The organism is Iodobacter sp. BJB302, assembly GCF_002735645.1.
Classification (GTDB): Bacteria; Pseudomonadota; Gammaproteobacteria; order Burkholderiales; family Chitinibacteraceae; genus Iodobacter.
Genome location: NZ_PDZG01000006.1, coordinates 49427 through 72914 on the forward strand (window position 1 = coordinate 49427; position 23488 = coordinate 72914).

Consider the following 23488-nt stretch of genomic DNA (forward strand, 5'->3'; position numbering starts at 1 on the left):
CTTCGGCGTGCTTCAGGGGGGATTTAAGCCCCATGCTACGAGCCGTGATGAAAACCCAGATTATCAGGTTTGAGAATGCTGACAACTTAAAGAATAGGGCTTTATTTATTACATAGTTTTCTCCATGAAACTCCGTGTTCTCTGTGTCCCCCGTGTTTCAAGATTTGGGTTTCACTACTTCAAATCACTTATTCAATTAATTAAAGATCGAGAATCATGACAAATTTTGCGCGTGGACAGAAGGCTAAGCTGGCTGATCTGGGCTGCTCAGGATCGTTTCCTGTGTTGCTGAATATGGCAGGTATTGAAGTGGATATCGCTTGTTTTGGTCTGGATGCCAATGATCAGCTGTCTGATGATCGCTATATGGTGTTTTTTAATCAGAAATCGTGCCCGAATAATGCCGTGGTGCTGGAGCTGGGAACAGGTAGTGCAAGTTTTATGACTGATCTGGCTCGTTTGCCGGACAGTATCCATAAGCTGGTTTTTGCCGTTTCGGTCAGCAGTGAAGGCGCGATGCGTCAGCTGGGGGCCAGCTCGATGCGTTTGGGTAACGCGGAGTTTGCTTTTTCTGGCGCTGATTTTCAGGATGAAAAAGCGGTGATTGTTGGTGAGCTGTACCGGCGGGATGGTTTATGGCGTTTCGGCGCGGTAGGCCAGGGCTTTAATGGTGGCTTATCGGCTTTGCTCAAGCATTTTGGTGGTACTGAAGCTGAAGCAACTGCTCCTGCTCCTGCACCAGCGCCTGCAGCAAAACCTATTTCTCTGTCAAAAATTACACTGGAAAAACGCGGCGATAAGGTTTCCTTAGAGAAAAACACCAGCGGAGGCTTTGGCCGTATCCGGGTAAATTTAAACTGGAATCAATCGGCACAGCCGGCCGGGCCTGAAAAAAGCGGCTTTTTTAATAAGCTGATTAATAAACCAGCGCCCAGCAATCGGATCGATCTTGATTTAGCTTGTTTGTTTCAAATGGCTGACGGCACGCCAGGTGGTGTGCAAGCTTTGGGCAATAGCTGGGGTAGCTTTACACAGCCGCCCTATGTGCATCTGGAAGGCGATGACCGCTCTGGCAGTAATGCGGGCGGGGAAAATATCTTTATTAATGGTGATCAGTTCAGCCAGATTAAACGCCTGCTGATTTTTACTTTTATTTACGAAGGCGCGCCAGACTGGGCTGCAACCGATGGCGTAGTCACCATCGAAGTACCCGGCAGGGCACCAGTGGAAGTGCGTCTGGATCAGGGCAACAATGCATCGATGTGTGCCATTGCCATGATTGAAAATATCGGTGGCAATCTGCAAGTGACTAAGCTGGTGGAGTACTTTGCCCAAAGCAACGGTAAAAGCGCACATGAGCAGGTGAATGACCGGTTTGGGTTTGGTTTGCGGTTTAAAAAGGGATCTAAAGATTAGGCTGCTTCGGAATCATTATCCCAATAGCTCTGTCTGATGTTCTCAGCCCCTCAAATCCTGAAACACATTCAGATTTGAGAGGCTGTTTTACGCTTAGCAACTAAACCGCACTGTAGCCTGCCTTAGTGTTTGTGCCAGCTGGGCGTTGTTGTCTACCGCGATATTGATTTCTTTAGATGCAGAGAATGAGCGCTCGGTCATCACCGCAATCAGTTGCACATTCACAGCGATTTCCTGGCCAGCGGTGTTTTGCTCGGCAAGGGCATCGGTGATTTTTGCCATGGCTTCCTTGGTTTCCACCGCACTTTGCCTGATCAGCCCCAGCATGACGCTGCTGCGGTTTGCATGCTCTAAAGCCAGCTCCGTCTGGCTCAGGCTGTTCCGCATATTGGTGGCGGCATCGTGAGTGGTGTTTGTGATGGTGCCCAGTGTTTCCTGGATTTCCCGGGTGGCCTGGGTGGTGCGCTCGGCCAGTTTGCGAACTTCATCGGCTACAACAGCAAAGCCGCGCCCTTGCTCGCCTGCCCGTGCGGCTTCAATGGCAGCATTCAGGGCCAGCAGATTGGTTTGTTCGGCAATATCCTGAATTACCCGGGCTACCCGGCCAATGCTGGCGCTGTGCTCTTCCAGATTGTTAACCGTATCTGTGACGATATGCGCGCTGTCTGAGACGATTTGCATCTCTCTGGTCAGCTCTTGCAGGGCTTGTGCACCTTGCTCGGCTTGCAGGCCCGAATTACTGGCTACCTCAAAGGCATAGCTTGAATAGTCTTTAAGGTGGGACATCCCTGTGGATAATTCTTCTACCGCTGCCGCCATTCTGGCTGCTGCATCGCTTTGCTCTCCGGCTGATTCGTGTACTTCCTGGCTGCTGCTGCGGGTTTGTGCAGCATCGGTGGCCAGCTGCGTGGATGAGCTTTGAATGTTTTCTACCAGCGCTGCCAGCTGGGTGCGCATCGATTCCATTGCACCGGCCAAGCTGTCACGCATATTGCTGGGCACATGCACGGGCGAGGCTAAATCGCCTTCTGAGATTCGTGTAGCTGCCGAGCGCATATCGCTGGGCTCGCCGCCCAGATCATTCAAAAGCGACCGCATAATCCATAAAGTAAGAATAAGGCCAGCAAGGGTAGCGATAATCACAAACATGGCCCCGCCCACAATGGCCTGATGATGGCTTTCTTTAAATGATTCCAAGTTTTCTCTCGCTACATTCAGTTGCAGCTGAATCAGCTTATCTACCACTTCTGTAATCGGGTCTACACGCTGATACAGGGTAGTGGCTGCATATTCATTGATGGCCGCAAAATTACTGGTCTCTAATAGCTTCTCCAGCTCGTCAAAGCTCTTTGCTGCAGGGTTCATGCTTTTATCTGCGGTCTGAACCAGCTCATTTTCTGTGGGAGTCAGATCGGTGGCTTTATAAATTTGCCATTCTTTCTCAATGGTTTTTCTGGCTGTTTTTACATTTTTTAGCCCCTGTGCGGGGGTCAGGCTGCCATTGGTGATTTTATGCACGGTGTCGACAATATTGATGGCATACATATCGGAAACATTTTTTAACTGCACCAGTGGCATTACACGATCTGCGATTGTGGTTTGGAAGTTTCTGGAGCCGTTTTCTAAGCTAGACAGGCTCAGCGCAGTCAGCATTAAAATAATGCTGATCAGACTTCCTGATAATAATATTAGCTTATTCTTAACTTTCATGATTGTCTCAAAAATGGTCAGAATGACCTTTGAAATGTATGACTGTTTATGCGTATTTAAAACCTTTTATTTAAGTAAGCTGATAAGCGGATATGGTTTTTATTATGTTTTTTTGAAAGTTCTTGAATTTTGCACGTAAGAGTTTTTTGCTGCTTGTTTAGCAAAGCAGGGGCAGAAGTTGATTGTTTTGCTTAAAAAAAAGGGGCGATCCAAAGATCGCCCCTTTTCTGATTGAATAGTTTTAATTGTGTTTTTTATAATGCAGAGATGCAAGTAATGAAACACCAATCAAACCTGCACCAATTAAGCCTGTTACCACTTCCGGTATTTCATGGAAAGTGCCAATGAACATAATAAAGGCCAGTGCGCCAATTGCATAAAACGCACCATGCTCTAAGAATCTGAATTGGTCCAGCGTTTCTTTTTCTACAAACATAATTGTAAGTGACCGGACAAACATGGCGCCAATACCCAGGCCAATTGCAATAATGAAAATATTGTTGGAGAGTGCGAATGCGCCAATGACACCATCAAAACTAAAGCTGGCATCCAGTACTTCTAAATATAAAAAGGCTGAAAGGCCGGTACGAACAACAACGGTCTGATCGTGTCCTTCTTCACCGCCTAATAGTGAGCCAAATCCATCAACAACAATATAAGTCACAATACCGGTAATTGAGGAAAGAATAAAACTAAGCTGCTCAGCAGTATTCAGCTGAGTAGAAAAAGCATAGGCAAGAATAAGGCAAAGGCCGATTTCAATTCCACCCATTTTGCCCATTTTAACTAAAGGTGATTCAATAGCATGCAGCCAGTGCACATCTTTGTCCTGATCAAAAAAGAACTTTAAAAACACCATCATTAAAAATGCACCACCAAATCCAGCCACCATAATATGGGATGAGATTAAAGCCGCTGCATATTGATCAGGCTGGCTCACCGCCATCATTAAAGCGGCCCATGGGGTAAGGTGTGCAATAACGGCCACAATAAGCACAGGGAATATAACTCGCATTCCAAATACGGCAATCAGCATACCCCAGGTCATAAAGCGCTTACGCCAGACGGCATCCATATCTTTAAGAACGGTTGCATTGACTACTGCATTATCAAAAGAGAGAGAAACTTCTAAAACCGATAAAATAGCGGCAATAAACATGGCTTTGGGGCCACCCAGCCAGAATGCTGCTGCTAAACCAATCAGCGTAACAATGAACGAGCTTTTAAAAAAGCGAAGGTTAGAGAGCATTTATTTTCTCGTGAGGGAAATAGTGATCGATCCCACGATTTTAGCAACTGCATTGTTCTTTGGGTTATTTATAATCTTTCAAAATTAAAATAAGACGTAAGTCATTATGCTTAAATTGGGCAAAGTTCAGAGCGGGTTAAAAAACGTAAGCCTGTTGCGCCGTCTAAAGAAAACATTCCACCGCGCCCCTCCACAACATCAATGATGAGTTGCGTATGCTGCCAGTAAGCAAACTGCGCAGCGCCAATATAAAACGGCATGCCACCGATCTCACCCAGCAGCACATCGCTGTCACCAATGATGAGCTCACCTGCCTGAAAGCACATGGGCGAGCTGCCATCGCAGCAGCCACCCGATTGATGAAACATCAGCGGGCCATATTTGGCTGCCAGCGTTTCAATCAGGGCAAGCGCGGTCGGGGTGGCGCTGACTTGATTTTTCATGGATGTATCCTTCCCAACGCCTGAGTATTTGCGTATTTTTAGCCAGCAGTTCAGTGCTGCAGATTCCCCCTTTTTCAAAGGGGGAACACATCAAGCACATGCAGAGACTTACGCTCCCCAGCCCCGCGCCAGGTGGGGCCAGTGATTGATTTTATCTGGCCCGATTTTAGAAAAAGCCAAGCGCATCCTGGCTATAGCTCACCAATAAATTCTTGGTTTGCTGATAATGACCGAGCATCATTTTGTGGTTTTCACGCCCGATTCCTGATTGCTTATAGCCACCAAAAGCGGCGTGGGCAGGGTAGGCGTGGTAACAGTTGGTCCACACCCGGCCAGCCTGGATTTCGCGGCCCATGCGATAAGCCGCATGCGTGTCGCGGGTCCACAGGCCAGCCCCCAAGCCATAGAGCGTGTCGTTGGCGATTTGCAGAGCTTCGTTTTCGTCTTTAAAGGTGGTTACGGACACAACAGGGCCAAAGATTTCTTCCTGGAAAACCCGCATCTTATTATGACCACGGAAGACGGTTGGCTGGATGTAATAGCCGCCCGCTAATTCGCCTGCGAGCGTTGCGCGTGCGCCGCCTGCCAATACTTTTGCGCCTTCCTGCTTGCCGATATCTAAGTAAGCGCTGATTTTCTCCATTTGCTCCATAGAAGATTGCGCGCCCAGCATGGTGCTTGCATCCAGCGGATTGCCCTGCTTAATGGCAGCAACGCGGGTCAGGGCGCGGTCCATAAAGGCATCGTAAATGGATTCATGAATTAAGGCGCGGCTGGGGCAGGTGCAGACTTCGCCCTGGTTGAGCGCAAACATCACAAAGCCTTCGATGGCCTTATTAAAGAAGGCATCGTCGTGCTTCATTACATCGGGCATAAAGATATTCGGTGATTTGCCACCCAGCTCCAGCGTGACCGGAATCAGGTTTTGCGCCGCATATTGCATGATTAAGCGGCCGGTGGTGGTTTCGCCCGTAAAGGCGATTTTGGCGATACGTGAGCTGGAGGCCAGTGGCTTGCCTGCCTCTAAGCCAAAGCCGTTGACGATATTAAGCACGCCTTTGGGCAGTAAATCGCCGATCACTTCCATCAGCACTAAAATACTCAGCGGCGTTTGCTCTGCAGGCTTAAGCACTACGCAATTACCCGCGGCCAGCGCCGGGGCCAGCTTCCATGTGGCCATCAGCAGCGGGAAATTCCACGGGATAATCTGCCCAACCACGCCCAGCGGCTCATGAAAATGATAGGCCACGGTATCGTTATCTATCTGGCCAATGCTGCCTTCCTGCGCCCGAATCGCCCCGGCAAAGTAGCGGAAGTGATCGATGGCCAGTGGCAAATCGGCCGCGCGGGTTTCACGTATCGGCTTACCGTTATCCCAGGTTTCTACAGTGGCCAGCATGTCCAGATTAGCTTCGATACGGTCGGCAATTTTATTCAGAATATTGGCGCGTTCAGTGGTCGATGTTTTTCCCCATGCGCCTTTGGCTGCGTGGGCGGCGTCGAGCGCCATTTCGATATCAGCAGCATCAGAACGCGGCACTTCGCAAATCACCTTGCCGGTAACCGGGCTGATGTTTTCAAAGTATTGCCCAGCCAGCGGTGCATGCCATTCGCCGTTGATATAGTTGGCGTAGCGCGATTTTAATTGCAGTGGAAAACCATACTGGCCTGGAATCAATGCACTCATGCTTATCTCCTGATGGTATGGGGCGATTTTGCCCGCGTACTTGGGTATGAGCAGAAAGCGTGCCGGGTGAGTTGGATAGTGCGCTGCAATATGGGTGAAATACTTTTGAAAGCTGGGATAAATTATTTTGATATTGCGGTGCGGGATGGCGGATTGGCATTATTTTTCTTGTTTACAAGCGCTTAGGGTATATTTCATGTTGATTAATTGCTTACTAGTGTTGCAATTTGCAACAGTGGGGTGAGGGGTGGTGCAACAGAGGTTTCATTATTAGCGGGCGCGTCTGCAGGGCGGGTGCAACCCGCCAGATTTACTCCTCAAAAGCCAATAAATAGCGGGTTTCACTCCATATGCGCTAAGCAAAGTCAAAAAGATAGTGCCTTCGGCACGTTGGTTTTGGAGCGGTAGCCACCGCGGGGGCCTTCCTTTCTTGAACGGCCAAGAAACGAAGCCAAAGAAGGCCGCCCCACGAAACACGAAGGCCCCTGCGCTGCGGACAATCGAGTCGGCGGCAGGCGGGATTAGCTCGCTGCCTCGCTCCCTGGCCGAAACCCCGCCCCGCTTGTTCCTCGCTCCGGCGTGTTTCAAGGGGACTTTAAAAAGCCCTATGCAAAGAGCGTGGTTGTTATGCTTTTTCGCTGTTTGTTAATGAAAAACAATTTTCTTAGCGCATATGGAGTTGCACCCGCCCCCCATGATTTCTTCGTGTTCTGCTTTTTAATTCCGTATTTTCTGTGTCGACAGATCTTTTGTTTTTTACTCCGCAGATTTTTGGTTTTCTTTGCGAGCACTTAAAGGAGCCCCCCATGAGCATTGTGCATACCACTGCCCGCCGCCAGTTTTTTGAGGAGGGGATTTGTCCTGCTGATTTGCCGCCGAAAATTGTTGAGTCCTGGCTGCGTTGCCAGCAGCAGGGGTGTGCTGATGCGGCGATTGAGCGTTTGGGTAAGGCTGATTTGCAAGGTGCGCTGGCCGATAACGCGCAGATGCTGCGGGTGGCGCTGCCGGAGCTGGATGGCTTATACGAGCAGGTGCTGGGCACTCAAAGTGTGGTGTTGCTGACCGATGCCAGCGGGCTGATTCTGAATACCACGGGCAATCCGCAGTTTATGAAAAAGGCCGAGCAGGTGGCGCTTTTGCCTGGGGTGAGCTGGGATGAGGTCACTAAGGGCACCAATGCCATTGGCACGGCGCTGGCTTTGCGGGAGTCGGTTGAGGTGCGCGGTGGCGAGCATTTCCTTGCGCAAAATATGGGTATTTCCTGTTCGGCCGCGCCCATCTTTGCGCCCAATGGCCGCCTTGCCGGGGTACTGAATGTTTCCGGGGATGCGCGTTTGCATCATTTGCATGCGCTGGGTTTGGTGCGTTTGGCGGCGCAGCAGATTGAGCACCGCTGGCTGGGGCTGGCCAGTGATGAGCATTGGCTGATGCGTTTGCACCCGCGCGCCGAATTACTTGGCTCGCCGCGTGAAGGCGTGCTGGGTTTTGCAGGTGCCACACTGATTGCGGCCAATCGTGTGGCACTACACTGGCTGGGTTTAACTTGGGAGGATTTAGGCAGGTGTAGCTTTTCGGAGTTGTTTGATGGATCTTTGCAAGCCATGCCGCAGCCCCGGATGATTTATAGCCAGCGCGGGCAACATTTTTATCTCACTATCACACCACCAAAGACGCGTGCAGCAGCAAAGCCAGCAATCTCTCATGAAGTCGTGCCGCCATTTCAAAAGCAGCTGGATAAAGCGGTGCGCGTATTGAACGCAGGTGTGGCGGTGTTGTTGCAAGGCGAAACGGGCAGTGGCAAAGAAGTCTTTGCCCGCGCTTTACATGCCGCCAGTCAGCGCAGCAAGGGGCCGTTTGTGGCGATTAATTGCGCCGCACTGCCCGAATCCTTAATTGAATCCGAATTATTTGGTTATGAAGAGGGCGCATTTACTGGTGCTAAGCGTAAGGGCAGTATGGGTAAATTGCGCGAAGCCAATGGGGGCGTGCTGCTGCTGGATGAAATCGGCGATATGCCGCTGCTGATGCAGGCAAGATTATTACGCGTATTACAGGAGCGCGAAGTCACGCCGCTGGGAGCCAGCCAGCCTTATAAGGTGGATTTTTCTGTCGTTTGTGCCAGCCACCGTGATCTGCCCGGGATGGTGGCTGCGGGCGAGTTCAGAGCCGATCTGTTTTACCGTCTGCAGGATTTTATCGTTCATTTGCCACCGCTGCGGGAGCATGCCGATTTACTAGGTTTTATTGCCAGCCTGTGGCAGGAGTCGAGCGGCGCTGCGCGGGGCGTGATTTTGGGCGATGATTTAATGGCTTCGCTGGTGCGCTATCCATGGCCGGGTAATGTAAGGCAATTATTAAGCCTGCTGAAAACACTGCTGGCTTTGTCTGATGACGGAGCATGCCTTACTTATGCAGATTTACCTGAAGAATACCAAATGCCGGTTATAAGTGAAGCCAGCTCTTTGGCAAGCAGCAGCCATGAGCTGATTGAAAACACCATTGCCCGGTTTGAAGGTAATTTAAGCAAGGCGGCAGCAGCCTTGGGCGTGGCTCGCAGCACTTTGTACCGCCGGCGTTTTAAAGCGGGATAAAAAGTAGTGTTGGATTTTAAAGTACAAATTTGCTGCATAAAGGCGAATGCTAAGTGTTTAGTTGCGCCTTTTATTGAAAATTAAGTCATACTATTACAATCTTTTTTCTGACACATAACTTGTGAATAGTAAAGTAGATAAATCGACTAGGTGTAAGCCTGCAATGTGGGGCGAGCGCTTGCTGGCTGTGCGTCAGCTGGTATGGCTTGCGTCACCCGAGGCGCTGCCTGCAGCGCGCATTTTATTGCGTGATGCGCCTCAGGCCGCTTCATTGCAGGATGAAATGGTGCTGCACGAGTTGATTTGCCGGGCCGCCTGGGCAGAGTTACGTTTCCCACTGATGCTGCGTCATGCACGTATTTTAGAAAAGCTTGCCGTAAGCTCAGGCGAGCTGGCCTGGCAGATTGAGGCGCAGCAGCTGCTTGCGAATGCTCATTATGATCAGCGCCGCTATGATCAGTCGCTTGCCTGCTGGGTCAGTTCTCTGGAGCTGGCACAGAAAAGTGATCACTACGCTGCGCTTTGCGAAGCCTGCCTTGGGATGAGTAATATCCTGCTGGCAGATCAGCAGTATCAGGAGGCACGGCAAGTGCTGGAGCTGGCGTGTAATCAGGCCATGCGCTCGGGCTTAAATCGATTGTCGTTTAAAGCAGGCCTTTACACCGCCAATTTTCTGGCGCAGCAAAATGATTTGCAAGGACTGGCCCAGTGCTTGGCGTGGCTGAAGCAGCTGCCGGTCGATGATATCGAAGAAACCCTGCTGATTGATATTGAAAATACCCGCGCCCGTTTACTTTGCTTACAAAATGATACCCAGGCCGCCGGGCCCGTATTGCAGGCCGCAACAGCCCGGGCTCATGCCTGCCGCTATCTTTGGGGCAGCCTGCAGGCGCAGTTGATTGCTGCCGACTTAGCGGCCACACGCGGCCAGCTTGATGTGGCCATAAAGGCCGGGCATTCCGTCTTAAATGCCGCACGAGAGGCCAATGGCTGCCATTTTATCCCCCATGATTTTATGCTTAAGCTTGGCCGCTGGCAGGAAGAATGTGGCCTGCCGGATGATGCTTTAGCCACACTTGAGCAATGGCATATCAGGCATCGTGCCGATCTTCTGGCCCGGCATGAGCATAAACGCCGTATTGCACCGGGTTTACTCCGGCAGCTGTCTTTATTGCTGCAAGTGATGCAGCTTAAAGACGAGAATAAAAATTTGCGTTCTCAGTTGCAATCAAGCCTGGCGCCTGAATATGCAACTTGAGCAATTGCTTGAATCGCTTGATTCATCCCCCTTTGATACCCGTGAAGCGGCTTTAGCGCTGGCGGCGCAGTGTGCCGCTGCGGATAAACCCCAGGCACTGAAAGCAAGGCATCTGGCGGCCAAAGCCTTAGGGCGGCGCGATACAGTGGCTTCAACGCAGGAGTATCAGCGCCTTTTGCCCGCTTTGCGGCGCTATCAGCTTTGGGATGAGTATTTGGCGGCGCTCGATGAATGCGGCGGCCATGCCATGGTGCAGGGCAATGTGAATGAGGCGATTCACCAGTGGTCGGCTTGCCTTGAAGAAGCCATGGTGCTTCAGAATGGATTTTTTGCAGTGCAGGCCTTACTGGGTATTGGCAAAGCGTTTTGGGTTTTAAATGATTTTAAATCGGCTCATCATTACCACTGTCTTGCATTGGAATTTGCACTGCCTTTGCAGGATAAAGCCAGCTTGGCAGGCGCGTATCTTTGCCTGATTGCCGATATGCTGGCTGCGGATCGTTATACCGAGGCGGGTATTGCTCTTCGCCTTGCGCATCTTTTTGTACTCGATTGTAAAAACCGCCATTGGCAGGCCGAATATTTATTATTTCGTGGCCGTGTTTATCTGGAGCAGGGGCAGCTGGCACTTGCTGAAGCTGATTTAACGGTTGCCCTGCTGCAATCCACGGCACTGAGTTTCAGCTGGGTGGCCAGCCAAGTGGAGTTTCAATTGTTTAAGCTCTATTGCCTGCGCCAGGACGGGCAGGAGGCCGCACAGCATCTGGCTAATGCTGAAGCCCAGGCCAAAGCTATTCAAGCAACCTCTTTACTGGAGCGTTTTGCCTTTGGCACTTATCAGCAGCATAAGTCGCAGGGAGACAGCCGGGAGGCGCTGAAATATTATCGGATTTATTTAGAGTATTACGAGCAAAACCACGGCAGGGCTTGTCTGCCACGGCTGGCTCAGTCTACTGCAAGGCGTTTGCAGCGCCTAGAAAACCGTATCGAGCTGACGCAGCGTAAGCAAGAAAACGCACTGCTGTGCCAGACCCTTAATCAGCAGAGCGCTCAGCTTGATTCTTTAAGCAGAGCCGCTTTAAGTGATCCGCTCACAGGATTAGCCAATCGCCGCCATCTGGAGCAGCAGTTAGACAGCCTAGATCAGCAGGCCCGCTTACCAATGTCTCTGCTGATTGTGGATATCGATTATTTTAAGCAGGTCAATGATGCTTATGGCCACGCCATTGGCGATTTAGTCTTGCAGCGCATGGCTTCGGTGCTGCAATTTGCCTGCCGGAATAATGAGCTGATTGCCCGTTATGGAGGGGAGGAGTTTTATATCTTATTGCCGCAAGTTTTGTTTGCAGATGCAAGGCAAATTGCGGAGCGGCTTTGCACCATGGTGGAAAATCACGATTGGGATAATATTGCCAGGGGCTTGCACGCCACGGTGAGCATTGGTCTTGCCAGCAACAACGGGCACTGGCTGCCTTGCCGAACGCTTGCTCTGGAGGCCGATGCGGCTTTGTATGAGGCCAAAGCGGCAGGGCGTAATTGTGTGCGATGGCGAATCTCTTCATCCGGTTTTACATCTTAATTATATAAAGTTATATCCTTTCTGTTTAAAACACATTTGCGCCGCTATATTGCGGTTTTTTTTGTTTTAAACCATATTCCGTATCATCGCTATTTGTTTTGTGAATAAAGATCAAATTGCAATTGAGTGTGATTTATCTGATCTGGCTCAAAATGTAGTCGTTTTTTGTTTGCTACATTTCACTCCCTTATTTGCGCGGCATGGCATTAGTAATGAAAAAAGCCCTGCCCGCATCCATTCAGATACTGATTTGATTATGGATATAATCCGGAGTAAGAGTATGAGAAAGACATTCATTGCAGCCGCTGTATTAAGCCTGGTTTCTACCGTTTCTTTTGCGGCCCAGGGCGATTTTCTGACCCGTGTGCGGGTTATTAATGTTGCACCTGCAGACAGCACCGACGGCGCATTAAGTACATTAAATGTGGGCGCAAATTCAGCAACAACGGGTGAGCTTGATTTTACTTATATGATCACCAATAACATTGGTGCTGAATTAATTTTAGGCACAACCCGCCACGAAGTGACCTCCAGCCTGGGCAGCTTAGGCAAGGTTTCTGTTTTACCTCCTACCGTCACTGTTCAATATCACTTTACCCCGGATAGTTTTTTCCGCCCATATGTAGGGGCCGGTTTGAATTACACCCGTTTTTATAATAATGATTTGAAAGTGGGCAATCAGGGTTTAAGCATTGATAACAACAGCTTTGGCGGCGCATTACAAATTGGCGCAGATTTTGCCGTAAGCAAAAATATATTTATTAATGTCGATGTCAAAAAACTCTGGATTAAAACGGATGTGAGCCTGAATGGTGCTGATTTGGGCACTTTAAAAATTGATCCATGGGTCTTTGGTTTTGGTGTAGGTACAAAATTCTGAGAATAAGTCATTTTAATTAATGATGAATTAAAAAATGTATTTAAATCGGGCTGATTAATAAATACATTTTTCAAGTTTATGCCGTGTACCGGAGCAATCCGTATGCGGCATTTTTTTATTCTGCAGGCAGGCACTGGATCATAAGGGCATATCGATATGCCCTTTCTAACTGCTTATTCGGGTTTAAATGGCCTTACTTCGGCTTCATTTGCAACAGGGGGAATGGGGGCAGGGGTGACATAAGCTGCTGCTGGCACCGTGGCTGGCGGGGTGGGCTTGGGCGGGCTGCTTAAAGCATCTGCCGCTGCGCCGCCCACGGCGGCTACCCCGGAAACGCCCGCTTTGCCCACATCCCATGCCACGCCAACGGCAGTGCTGGTGACGCTGACTGCAGCAGCACCCACGGCTACAACGGCACAGCCGCTCAGGCTAAGGGCGCACGCGATGGTGAGCATAAAAGTTTTCATTGGTCTTTTTCCCCTGCTGCTAAGGCAGACAAACTGGATAATTAATTAAAGTGGTGTCTCAAAGGCGGGGCGGTATTTCAGCCTGCCAGGCTTATCGCCCCATTCCACCGACTTGTTGTGCCAGATAGGTGGCGTAGTTATCCGTCATGCCGCCGATAAAGTCGAGTACGCGGCTGTAGCTTTCATACAGCGACCATTCTTTTTTGGGCGCGTTGTATTCCATCAGATCGAGAATCCGTTTCATTCTGAAACTCATCTGTGGCGATACTTTCTGCTGGTAGGCTGCGTTGCAAAAGGCGTTGAGCAGGATATCGAGGCAGGTAAAGGAGCCCACTTCGATTTCAATCTTACGTCTTTCGTTAAAAATGCGGTCGCGGGCCAGCTGTTTGGCGGCGTTAATACCATCGCGCATACTGCTGGGGGTGGCATTGAGTAAATCACCCTGAAATTTGCCTTCCATAATGGCCGTGTAGTGCTGCATAAATGTTTCACTTACATCGTGGATGCAGCGCTCTATGGCTTTACCACGCAGCAGCGATATTTTGCGCCGGGCAGATGGGGCTGCGGCAATTTCCAGCTCAAGCAGATCTTGCTTTCCGCCACAAATTTTAATCAGCAGCGGCTCAACCTGCTCGTACGCCAGCATGCCGATTTCTATGCCGTCTTCCAAATCAAGAATGGCGTAGCAAATATCATCGGCGGCTTCCATCAGATAAGAGAGCGGATGGCGGGCCCAGCGGTTTTTACCCAGCATGGGCAGCCCCAGCTCGGTGGCGATTTCTTCAAGAATGTTTTGCTCAGACTGATAACAGCTGAATTTGCCGCTGGGCGTCGCATCACTGGATGTCCATGGGTATTTCAGTGTGGTGCCCAGCGTGGCGTAAGTGAGGCGCATGCCGCCTTCAAAGCGATGGTTTTCAAGCTGGGTCACCACTCTGAAGCCCTGAGCGTTACCTTCGAAGGTCATTAAATCCAGCCGCTCATTTGCACTCAGGTTTTGCAGTAAATAAGCATGCTGATCACGGCAAAACCAATCACGAATCGCATATTCACCGGCATGGCCAAAGGGCGGGTTGCCAATATCGTGGGCCAGACATGCGGCTTGCACAATGGCCCCAATATCATAAGGGGTAATGTGCTGGGGCAGGGCATATTGCAGCCTTTGCCCGACAATCACCCCTAAGCTGCGGCCTACGCAGCTGACTTCAATTGAATGGGTGAGGCGGGTGTGAACATGATCATTCTCGGTCAGTGGGTGGACTTGTGTTTTACGGCCCAAACGACGAAATGGCGAAGAAAAAACAATCCGGTCATGATCTTTATGAAAATCGCTGCGCCCCGATTCGTGGGGGAATAAATCATTGCGTACCGCGCCGAGTCGCTCGGCATTGAGCAGCTGTTGCCAGTTCATTATTCATTGATCTCGTGTGAATGAGGCTGAGTACAGAGGCTTGCTTATGCTGGCCGGGAGTGCTGTAACAGCCGGTAAAACTGCATTAAATCGCGGGGAGCCAGAGGGCGGCTGAAGTAATATCCCTGGATTAAATTGCAATCGTAGGAAACCAGCATCTCAAGGGTAGCTTTGTCTTCTACCCCTTCGGCCACCACGCTCAGGCCCAGGGTGTGAGACAGCTTAATGACGCTTTCAACAATATGTGAATCTATATTGTTTTGTGTAATGGTGCGGATAAAGCTTTGATCGATTTTTAACTCATCAATTGGCAGGCGTTTTAAGTAAGAAAGTGACGCATAGCCCGTACCAAAGTCATCCAGTGCTAATTTACAGCCCAGCGCTTTCAGCGCGTGCAGGCTGCTGATCGTGGCTTCCAGATCTTCGATGGCTGCCGATTCTGTGATTTCGAAAATAATCCGCTCTCCGGGGATATTCCACAGCTGCAGCGCATTTTCAACTTCATAAGCAAGGCGCGAATCCAGCAGATTGGAAGGGGTGAGATTGATGCTCAGACTTCCCTTGAGCCCCATCTTGCTTAATTTGGAAAACCCCCGCAATGCAGTGTGGATCACCCAGCGGGTCAGCTGCGGCATCAGGCCCAGCAGCTCGGCAACCAGCACTGCTTCATCGGGGCGGATTGCGCCAAGCACGGCATCCTGCCAGCGCAGCAGCGCTTCAGCGCCTTTGTAAACAGGGCCATCGGGACCAGGCTGAATCTGCGGCTGAAAGGCCAGATGAAAGCGGTTTTGTGCCAGCGCATCTCTAAGTGGCTGTTCCAGTTTATTCAGCAGACGGCCCTGAATATCCCGTTTAGCCTGATAAACAGATGGCTCTTCATTGCTGCATAGCTTAGCCGCAGCCTGGGCCGCCAGTATCAGCTGCTTGGCCGTTTGGCCATGATCCGGCCATAAAGCGATGCCAATACGCGGGCTGATTGCCCACTCTGTAAATGATTGCTTCAGTAGTTTTTGTGCCCTGTCCGCCGCCAGCAAGGAATGCCCTTCGCCTGCCATATTTGGCAGAATCATCAGCAGGCCACCTTCCAGTGGATAAAGTTTGTCTTCCTGGCGCAGCATTTCATTGAGCTGCTGGCTGGCGTTTTGGCGCAAAGATTCAATATGGCCAAGCTCGATATAGAGCAGGGCAATATGACGCTCGGGCTGGGAATGCAATTTTGCATGTTCTAAGCCATGAGCGGGCGTGCTGGTTTGTAAGGGGGTGAGGGCCTGTATATGCTGCCGCGTTTTTTCAAGCTCGGTAAAACACAGCCGGTTAATCAGTGCTTCGGCTTCCGCGGGAATATGGCGCAAAATCAGCTCGCGCCAGCCTAATAAAAGCAGCGTTGACTGGCTTAAACCATGAGGGCTGAGCTGAGGCCACAGGGCAATGGCTTCACCCTGAATCAGGGCCTGAAAATATTCATTGTAAAGTACTTCATCTGCTGGCTGACAGTGCGCTTGTACCATGGCTTCTAGCTTGGGTATCAGTACATCCTGCTCTTCAAGCTTATAGCTGGCGAGAAGAGCAAGGTCGATAGTGAGGGGCTCTTTCATCCCAGAAAATACTCCTTAGGATCGATATTAAAGCTGCCCTGTGGCCATTCTCTGCGGATGCAAATTTCCTGCCCGGCATTCATCGCAGGATTAATCATTAAATCTAATAAATTGGGGCGGGCATGTGGCTGCTTATCCGGGCCTAAGATTAAAAGCACTTTGGGTTTGAGCCTTCTGCTGCGATTTTGCCCGGCCACAATGCCGATATCGCCACTGCTCAGCTCAACCAGTGTACCGACGGGGAAAATACCAATGCACTGGGCAAATTGCTCCACCAGTGCCTGGTGAAAGTATTTATCGCTCCATTTATATAAGAGCTGTAAGGCAGAGTGGTTGTTTTTTGTTTCTGCGTGATTGCGGTCGCTGGTCAGGGCGGTATAGCAATCCACAATGCCCGCCATACAGGAAAACAAACCGATGCTTTCGCCTTTTAATCCGGCCGGGTAGCCGCTGCCATCGATGCGCTCGTGGTGACGCGCCACCATATCGTAGACATCGAGGGGTACTTCTTTAATTTGGTTCAGAATATCCAGGCTGTGCCAGACATGCGTTTTCATCATGGAAAACTCGCCCGGCGAATAAGAGCCGCTGTGTTTAAGCAGGTTTTCCGGCAGTTTCATTTTGCCAATATCCAGCATTAAGCCAGCAAACCCCAGCTTATGCAGGTCTTCCTGCGGATAGCCAAGGTGCCGACCAAAGGCCAGCATATAAACGGCGGTGTCGAGCGCATGCCCGTAAGCATAGTTGTCGGTGGCTTTGAGTTGCGACAGCCAAAGCAGGGCGCTGGGATTCCGGATAATTGAATCCACCATTTCGGAAACAACATCATTGATGGCTTCTACCCTGGGTTGCAGATCTCTGCTGATGGCCTCCATCGCCGCTTCAATCACATCACTGGCTAGGCGATGTACAGCCTGAGCATGAGGAATTTCCCGCTTAATTGGCGTGCTGTCGGCATAAATAATAATTTTAGGCTCAACCCAGGCCGTGTCTGCCTTGCTGTTTTTGCCCTGGGACCAAAGTGCAAAGCGCTGGCGTAATTCTTTAAGCAGGGTAATTTGTTCTTTAATTTCTATGGTCTGGTATTGGATGTACGGTACAAGCGGCTCTGAATTGAATTTTTGATCGATTAAAAATGCCCAGCGCTCTATGCCACCCACAGAGCGATCCAGGTTAACCGTTACAAACTTGCAGTATTCTTGGAGCTGTGAGAGGTGCTCAGGGGTTTCAAGCAGAAAGCCTTCCAGCAAAAAAGGCGTGTCCAGCCACGGGCGATCGAGTTCGCTAATAAATAAACCAGCTTGCAAAGCTGTGACGGGAAGGCGTGTTTCCAATTGTATAGGTCTGTGCTAAGGGTTTAGGGCTGCATATTTGGCTTTTGCTGACTTGGCCTTTGCCAGTCGCCTGGAGCAAAGCTAAGTATTTGCTTGCAAAGTGCTATTTGCTGATTGTAAGCAAGCACTTGCCCTTGTTTCAAATGCGTCATTAGCGTGATTGTAAATGATTCATAGCAGTAAGGAATACTTGCCGCGATATCCGGCTATTATTTTTGGCATACAGATATTTGCTATCAAAGTATTGAAGTGCCCTATTGTGTGGATAAGCAAATATCGTAAAAGCAGATTTAATATTAATCGCAATTAATAAATTTATTGTATTACTTTTCAGTATTTCAAGGCTGCTCAGGCAGGCATCGCGCGCTTTATCGGGCGGGCGGAGCGAAATAGCGTCCTTTTTTGCACGCTGCCAGGGCTTATTCTTGCCGTAAATAATGCCTGTTTCCCTGGCTTGGAAGGGTGAAAAAAAGTGGGCTGAATTCGTGTTACCGCCCCTAGGTGCCGATTGAGGGGCATTATGGGCAATCGGTATTATTTTAACCGAATAAGATGTTTTCATTTTCTATGATGAAGGCTGGTTTTTGCGCTTAGAAAAACTCCCTCCCGGGTAAGTTTTTGTTAAAATGGCGACCGTTTTTTTGTGAGAAGACTATGGCCCTGCTGGAGATCCGTGACGTCGTAAAAACTTTCGGCGATTTCACTGCCGTTAATCATGTGAGCTTGTCGGTGGAAGCCGGTGAATTCTTTACTTTGCTGGGCCCTTCGGGCTGTGGCAAAACCACTTTATTGCGGATGCTGGCCGGTTTTGAACAGCCGGATTCAGGCGCTATTTTGCTTGATGGGCAAGATATGTCCATGGTGCCGCCTGAAAAGCGCCCGGTACATACTGTATTTCAAAATTACGCGCTGTTTCCGCATATGAGCGTGGCAGACAATATCGCCTTTCCGCTAAAAATGGCGAAGGCTGAAGCCGCTGAAATTAAATTTCGCGTGGCAGAAATTCTGGAAGACGTGCGTTTGCAGGAATTTGCTCATCGTTTTCCGCATGAGTTATCCGGTGGCCAGCGTCAGCGCGTGGCCATTGCCCGCTCTTTGGTGAATCGTCCGCGCCTCTTGCTGCTGGATGAGCCCTTATCTGCGCTGGATGCTAAATTACGCGAGCAGATGCAGATGGAGCTGATCACCCTGCAAAAAGAAGTGGGCGTGACCTTTGTGTATGTGACGCACGATCAGGGCGAAGCGCTGGCTTTATCGCACCGGATTGCCGTGATGAATAAAGGCCAGGTAGAGCAGCTGGACGCGCCTGAAACCATCTACAGTTATCCCAAAAGCCGTTTTGTGGCTGATTTTATTGGCCAGTGCAATTTACTGGATGCCACGATTAAATCTGTGTCCGGTGAGCGTATGCAGGTTGAAATTGCAGGTGTGGGGATTGCTGAAACCCTGCCGGTTGCAGGAGCAGTGGTTGGTCAGAAAGGCACGCTGAGCTTGCGCCCTGAGAAAATCAAACTGGCTGCCAGCCTGGATAATACAGATGCAGATGAAGTGCACTTTAAGGGAACGGTTGAAAACTGCCTCTACCTTGGCGACGTCACCATTTATATCGTGAAATTAGATAATGGCATCCTAGTTGAGGCCATGCTGCCTAATTCTGCAGCGGGCCGCGCCAAATTCTTTGATGACAATGATGCAGTAGAGCTGGCATGGCGTTATGACGCCGGCCACTTTTTGCTGTCTTAAGGGGGCGAGATGTCCAAAGTAAAATCGCCAGGTCTGGCGAAGTGGCTGATTTCTGGCCCGCCGCTCTTATATCTGCTGATCTTTTTTGCCGTGCCTACGCTGATAATGATTTTTTCAGCGTTTCGCTTTCCGGGTGAATACGGCGGGCTGATGCCGCTGGTAGATATCAACCCGGATACAGGCGCACGCGAGCTTTTAATTAATTCACAAAACTGGCGTGATTTTTTAACGCTGGAAAACTTCAGTCGTTTTTTTGAAGACGGGGTTTATGTTGAATTATTTATTAAATCATTCTGGTACGCAGGCTTAACTACGCTGTTTTGCATCATTCTGGCATATCCGCTGGCGTGGCTGATTGCGCGCAGCCCGAAGAAATACCGTGATTTATTAGTATTGCTGGTGATTCTGCCATTCTGGAGTAATTTCTTAATCCGCGTTTATGCCTGGATGATTATTCTGGGGCCGCAGGGCTATTTTGCCATGACGGTAAACAGCGTATTAGCGTGGTTTGGTATTGGTCCGCAGCAGTTTCTGTTTACTCATTTTGCGGTGATTGTGGTGCTGGTGTATGTGCATTTACCGTTTATGGTATTGCCGCTTTATGCCAATTTAGAAAAACACGATATGGCGCTATTGGATGCTGCGCAAGATTTGGGCGCGTCGGCATGGCAGCGTTTCTGGCGCATCACCTGGCCATTATCCCTGCCGGGTGTCTGGGCAGGCGCGGCTTTAGTGTTTATTCCGGCTCTGGGCATGTTTGCCGTGCCTGATCTGGTGGGCGGCACCGATGGCATTATGGTGGGTAATTTAATTAAACAGCAGTTCCTTGATAGCCGTGACTGGCCATTTGGCTCGACCCTGTCGATTATGCTCACGGGTGGGGTGTTACTGCTGGCGGTATTGGCGACCTTGATTAGTCGTGGAAGGAAAAAACAACATGACTAAGCAAAGTAAATGGCTGTGGGCCGTGGCCTTATTAACCTATGGTTTTTTGTATTTACCACTGGTGATTGTGGTCGTGTATTCATTTAATGATTCACGCTTAAATGCTGAATGGGTTGGCTTTACATTCAAGTGGTATCGCATTTTATTTAATGATGAGCAAATGCTGGTGGCTGCCCGCAACTCATTATTAATTGCAGTGATTACCAGCTTCTTTGCCACTATTTTTGGCACTTTAGCGGGTATGGCAATGTATAAATACAAGCTGCGCCTATTACCGGTTTTAGTGCTCACGCCGATCGCAATCCCTGAAATATTAATGGGCGTATCGCTGTTAATGTTTTTTGTGATGCTCAATATGACCTTAGGTTTGTTTTCGGTCACGCTGGCGCATATTGCTTTTTGTATTGGCTTTGTGGCGATTGTGGTGCGTTCCCGTTTGCAGGGTATGGATGAAGCCCTGGTAGAGGCTGCGCGTGATCTGGGTGCAACGCCGCTGCAGGCATTTCGCTTAATTACCATGCCTTTAATTATGCCGGGGATTATTGCAGGTGCTTTAATGGCATTCACTTTATCGATTGATGATTTTGTGATTACTTTCTTTACTGCCGGGGCTGGTGCTTCTACTTTACCGCTGCAAATTTATTCAATGATCAGAATTGCCGTTACACCAGAAGTGAATGCGATTTCTACTTTACTGATGTTGCTTACTCTGGCTTTGATTCTGATTGCAGGTAAATTGGCGCCGGGGGCTTTAAGGGCGAAGTAATGTTTTGAGCGGGGCGGGCATTGCCCGCTTGCGCTGTTTCGGTGCTGTTTAATGCGCATATGTTCTGGTTTTTTTACGCTTATGGCGGATCAGCAACATTTGCGCAGGCGCCTGAAATGGATTGTACAAAATAAGGCATAATCAGCGGGTCTTTTTATTCAACTGCTTTGGAGTGTTTGAGACATGAAGAAATTATTATTCACGCTTTTACTGGCAGCCAATATGGCAAATGCCGAAGAAGTGCTCCACGTTTACAACTGGAACAATTATATTGCGCCAGAAACGGTTAAACGCTTCCAGGCAGAATGTAAATGCCGCGTGGTGCAGGATTACTACGGCGCCATGGAAGAAATGCTGGCCAAGCTGAGTGCGGGTGCTAAAGGCTACGACGTGGTTGTGCCTACAGGTTTTGCGATGCCGCCTTTGATTAAGCAGGGCATGGTGCAGACTCTGGATAAATCCAAGCTCCCTAATATTAAAAATGTGAACCCTACTTTTTTAAACAGCCAGTTTGATCCGGGTAATCAATTCTCCCTGCCTTATTCCTTTACCACCACCTTGCTGGGCTTTAATCAAACCAAGCTAAAAGAGCTGGGTATTGAGCCAAATTCATGGTCGCTTATTTTTGATCCGGCTATCCTGGCAAAAATTAAAGGCAAGGTTACGGTACTGGATGATGCCAATGAATTATTTGCAGCATCTCTGATGTATAACGGTTTTTCTCCAAACTCCACCAAGCCGGAAGAATGGAAAAAAGCGCAAGAAACCATTATTAAAGCCAAGCCATTCTGGGCTGCGTTTAATTCACAAAGCTATATCAAGGAATTAACGCTGGGCAATATCTGGGTCGCTCATGGCTATTCCAGCGATATGTTTCAGGCAGCAAACGATGCCAAAACAGCCAAGCGTGCCTTTACCGTCAGCTACGGTTTGCAAAAAGAAGGTAACACCCTGTCTGTGGATAATATGATGGTGCTCAAATCCGCACCGCGCCCGGATCTCGCGCATAAGTTTGTTAATTTTATGCTGGAAGGTAAAAACTCGAGCGAGCTGACCAATATGGTGGGTACGGGCAATCCAAACAGCGCTGCTGCGCCGTTTGTGAATGCTGAAATGAAAAAGAATACGGCTGTATTCCCGGATGAAGCCGCATTAAAGAAACTGCAGCAGCTTAAGCCGCTTGATGCCAAGCAACGCCGTGATTTAAGCCGTTTGTGGACTCAGGTTAAAACCTCTAAATAAGGGGCAATAAGGAGAGCTGCAATGATGCGGCTCTCCCTTTCCTTGAATGAGACATTCCCTCAACATCAGCTATCTTGCCAGGCGAATTACTCCGACCAGAGTGCCTCGTTATATTGCCTTCTGCTCGGCGCTGGTGATTCTGGTGGTCAGCCTCTATCCCTTTAGTGGCTGGCGTTTTACAGGGGAGCCAATTTGGGCATTTTATGCCTATCCTCTGCCTTACTATTTCACCTTTTTTGATAACACCATCAATGTGCTGGCCTATTTACCTCTGGGTTTTAGTATGGCCATTTCATTACGCCACCTTCGCTATGGCAGCTTTTTAGCTGCATTGTCCGGTTTGGCTTTATCTTCAACGGTCGAGTTTATTCAACAATTTTTGCCTGGCCGTGTGGCCTCTAATCTGGATATTTTGAGTAATAGCTTTGGCGCACTGCTTGGTGTGCTGCTGGCGCTGATTTTAGGAAACCGTTACTGGCAAAACCGCTGGCTGGCTGTCCGCCACGCATGGTTTGCGCCTGGCCCTGCCGTGGAGTGGGGCACAACCTGGCTGGTACTGTGGTTTATTACTCAGCTGGATCCATCCCAGCCTTTTTTGGGCGTGGTGGTTGAATCCCCCGGCCTGCCACAGCCTTTTGAATCGCCGATGCAAAATGCCAAGCTGTTTTTAAGACTGCTGGAAGGCGGCGGCATGATGCTGCACTTTTTGGGTGTGGCTTTGTTTGTGTCGGTCCTGGTGCGTCATACCTGGCAAAGCCCGAAGGCGATCCGCTTTACTCTGCTGACTGCTTTGCTGCTTAAGCTGGGTTTTGCCGGGCTCTTGCTCAAGCCCGCTCAGTTTTTTGCATGGATTAATATCAATATCGTGGTGGGGGGCCTGCTGGGCACGCTGGCCTTAGTGCTGCTGTGGCGATTAAACCGGCGGCTGCGGGCCTTAGTGGGGGCGCTGGCGCTGATCGCTACTCTCGTGATTGGCTGGTTTTGGCCGCTTACTCCTCAGCTGTCGGCTACTTTGCCGCTGTTCCGCTGGCATTACGGGCATTTGCTGCATTTCAATGGCCTGTCGGCTGTAATCAGTGATCTGTGGCCCTATGGCGCAATCGCTTTGCTGCTGTGGCTGTCAATTCGTGCTCCGCGTGAAGAATCCTGGTAAGCCGGGTGAAGCGCCTTTA

Annotated in this window: 19 protein-coding genes; 10 read left to right on the forward strand and 9 right to left on the reverse strand. The window is 49.7% G+C overall.

Going from position 1 to position 23488, the window contains the following annotated elements; translation table 11 throughout:
* The first annotated feature begins 216 nt into the window (after positions 1-216).
* Positions 217-1416, forward strand: a complete 1200-nt coding sequence (locus CSQ88_RS03325; protein WP_099396680.1) for a TerD family protein — start codon at positions 217-219, stop codon at positions 1414-1416.
* A gap of 93 nt (positions 1417-1509) precedes the next feature.
* Here the strand turns inward: CSQ88_RS03325 and CSQ88_RS03330 are convergent, their stop codons facing one another.
* From CSQ88_RS03330 to adh, 4 genes are all read right to left on the reverse strand, one after another.
* Positions 1510-3126, reverse strand: coding sequence for a methyl-accepting chemotaxis protein (locus CSQ88_RS03330; protein WP_099396681.1), 1617 nt, complete (start codon positions 3124-3126; stop codon positions 1510-1512).
* 241 nt (positions 3127-3367) lie between these two features.
* Positions 3368-4375: a DUF475 domain-containing protein gene (locus CSQ88_RS03335; protein WP_099396682.1), complete on the reverse strand. Its 1008-nt coding sequence runs from the start codon at positions 4373-4375 to the stop codon at positions 3368-3370.
* A 110-nt stretch (positions 4376-4485) separates the two neighbouring features.
* Positions 4486-4818 (reverse strand): DUF779 domain-containing protein, encoded by a 333-nt coding sequence (locus CSQ88_RS03340; protein WP_099396683.1) that lies wholly within the window; start codon positions 4816-4818, stop codon positions 4486-4488.
* Positions 4819-4984: 166 nt separating this feature from the next.
* Entirely contained in the window at positions 4985-6505 is a 1521-nt protein-coding gene (gene adh / locus CSQ88_RS03345; RefSeq protein WP_099396684.1) for an aldehyde dehydrogenase, read from the reverse strand.
* 806 nt (positions 6506-7311) lie between these two features.
* Here adh and CSQ88_RS03350 point away from each other — a divergent pair.
* The 4 genes from CSQ88_RS03350 to CSQ88_RS03365 all read left to right on the forward strand — a co-directional run bounded on the left by CSQ88_RS03350 (position 7312) and on the right by CSQ88_RS03365 (position 12813).
* A complete protein-coding gene (locus CSQ88_RS03350) occupies positions 7312-9096 on the forward strand; it encodes a sigma-54-dependent Fis family transcriptional regulator (RefSeq protein WP_099396685.1) in 1785 nt (594 codons plus the stop codon).
* Between the two features lie 121 nt (positions 9097-9217).
* The gene (locus CSQ88_RS03355; protein ID WP_143449399.1) at positions 9218-10354 is read left to right on the forward strand and encodes a hypothetical protein; all 1137 of its coding nucleotides are present in this window, start codon (positions 9218-9220) and stop codon (positions 10352-10354) included.
* Positions 10344-11933 (forward strand): diguanylate cyclase, encoded by a 1590-nt coding sequence (locus CSQ88_RS03360; RefSeq protein ID WP_099396687.1) that lies wholly within the window; start codon positions 10344-10346, stop codon positions 11931-11933. The genes CSQ88_RS03355 and CSQ88_RS03360 overlap by 11 nt, the downstream gene beginning before the upstream one ends.
* Before the next feature lie 280 nt (positions 11934-12213).
* Positions 12214-12813: an OmpW family protein gene (locus tag CSQ88_RS03365; RefSeq protein WP_099396723.1), complete on the forward strand. Its 600-nt coding sequence runs from the start codon at positions 12214-12216 to the stop codon at positions 12811-12813.
* 173 nt (positions 12814-12986) lie between these two features.
* On the opposite strand, the gene CSQ88_RS03370 is transcribed toward CSQ88_RS03365, so the two are convergent.
* From CSQ88_RS03370 to CSQ88_RS03390, 5 genes are all read right to left on the reverse strand, one after another.
* Complete coding sequence (locus CSQ88_RS03370; protein ID WP_099396688.1) at positions 12987-13280, reverse strand: hypothetical protein; 294 nt, start codon at positions 13278-13280, stop codon at positions 12987-12989.
* Between the two features lie 91 nt (positions 13281-13371).
* On the reverse strand, positions 13372-14691 hold the full coding sequence (locus tag CSQ88_RS03375; RefSeq protein WP_099396689.1) for a deoxyguanosinetriphosphate triphosphohydrolase: 1320 nt from the start codon (positions 14689-14691) through the stop codon (positions 13372-13374).
* Positions 14692-14735: 44 nt separating this feature from the next.
* The gene (locus CSQ88_RS03380; RefSeq protein WP_099396690.1) at positions 14736-16286 is read right to left on the reverse strand and encodes a GGDEF domain-containing phosphodiesterase; all 1551 of its coding nucleotides are present in this window, start codon (positions 16284-16286) and stop codon (positions 14736-14738) included.
* Positions 16283-17620, reverse strand: a complete 1338-nt coding sequence (locus CSQ88_RS03385) for an HD-GYP domain-containing protein (RefSeq protein ID WP_099396691.1) — start codon at positions 17618-17620, stop codon at positions 16283-16285. The genes CSQ88_RS03380 and CSQ88_RS03385 overlap by 4 nt, the downstream gene beginning before the upstream one ends.
* A gap of 151 nt (positions 17621-17771) precedes the next feature.
* Entirely contained in the window at positions 17772-18182 is a 411-nt protein-coding gene (locus CSQ88_RS03390) for a hypothetical protein (RefSeq protein WP_099396692.1), read from the reverse strand.
* 92 nt (positions 18183-18274) lie between these two features.
* Between CSQ88_RS03390 and CSQ88_RS03395 the strand changes: the two genes are divergently transcribed.
* The 5 genes from CSQ88_RS03395 (at position 18275) to CSQ88_RS03415 (ending at position 23469) form a co-directional block, all read left to right on the forward strand.
* Positions 18275-19363 carry an ABC transporter ATP-binding protein gene (locus CSQ88_RS03395; protein WP_099396693.1) on the forward strand — a complete coding sequence of 363 codons (1089 nt, stop codon included), beginning with the start codon at positions 18275-18277 and terminating at the stop codon, positions 19361-19363.
* A 9-nt stretch (positions 19364-19372) separates the two neighbouring features.
* Positions 19373-20308: an ABC transporter permease gene (locus CSQ88_RS03400; protein ID WP_099396694.1), complete on the forward strand. Its 936-nt coding sequence runs from the start codon at positions 19373-19375 to the stop codon at positions 20306-20308.
* A complete protein-coding gene (locus CSQ88_RS03405; protein WP_099396695.1) occupies positions 20301-21074 on the forward strand; it encodes an ABC transporter permease in 774 nt (257 codons plus the stop codon). Before CSQ88_RS03400 ends, CSQ88_RS03405 begins: the two co-directional genes overlap by 8 nt.
* Positions 21075-21257: 183 nt before the next feature.
* A complete protein-coding gene (locus tag CSQ88_RS03410; RefSeq protein ID WP_099396696.1) occupies positions 21258-22316 on the forward strand; it encodes a PotD/PotF family extracellular solute-binding protein in 1059 nt (352 codons plus the stop codon).
* A gap of 46 nt (positions 22317-22362) precedes the next feature.
* Entirely contained in the window at positions 22363-23469 is a 1107-nt protein-coding gene (locus CSQ88_RS03415; protein ID WP_099396697.1) for a VanZ family protein, read from the forward strand.
* Positions 23470-23488: the final 19 nt, after the last annotated feature.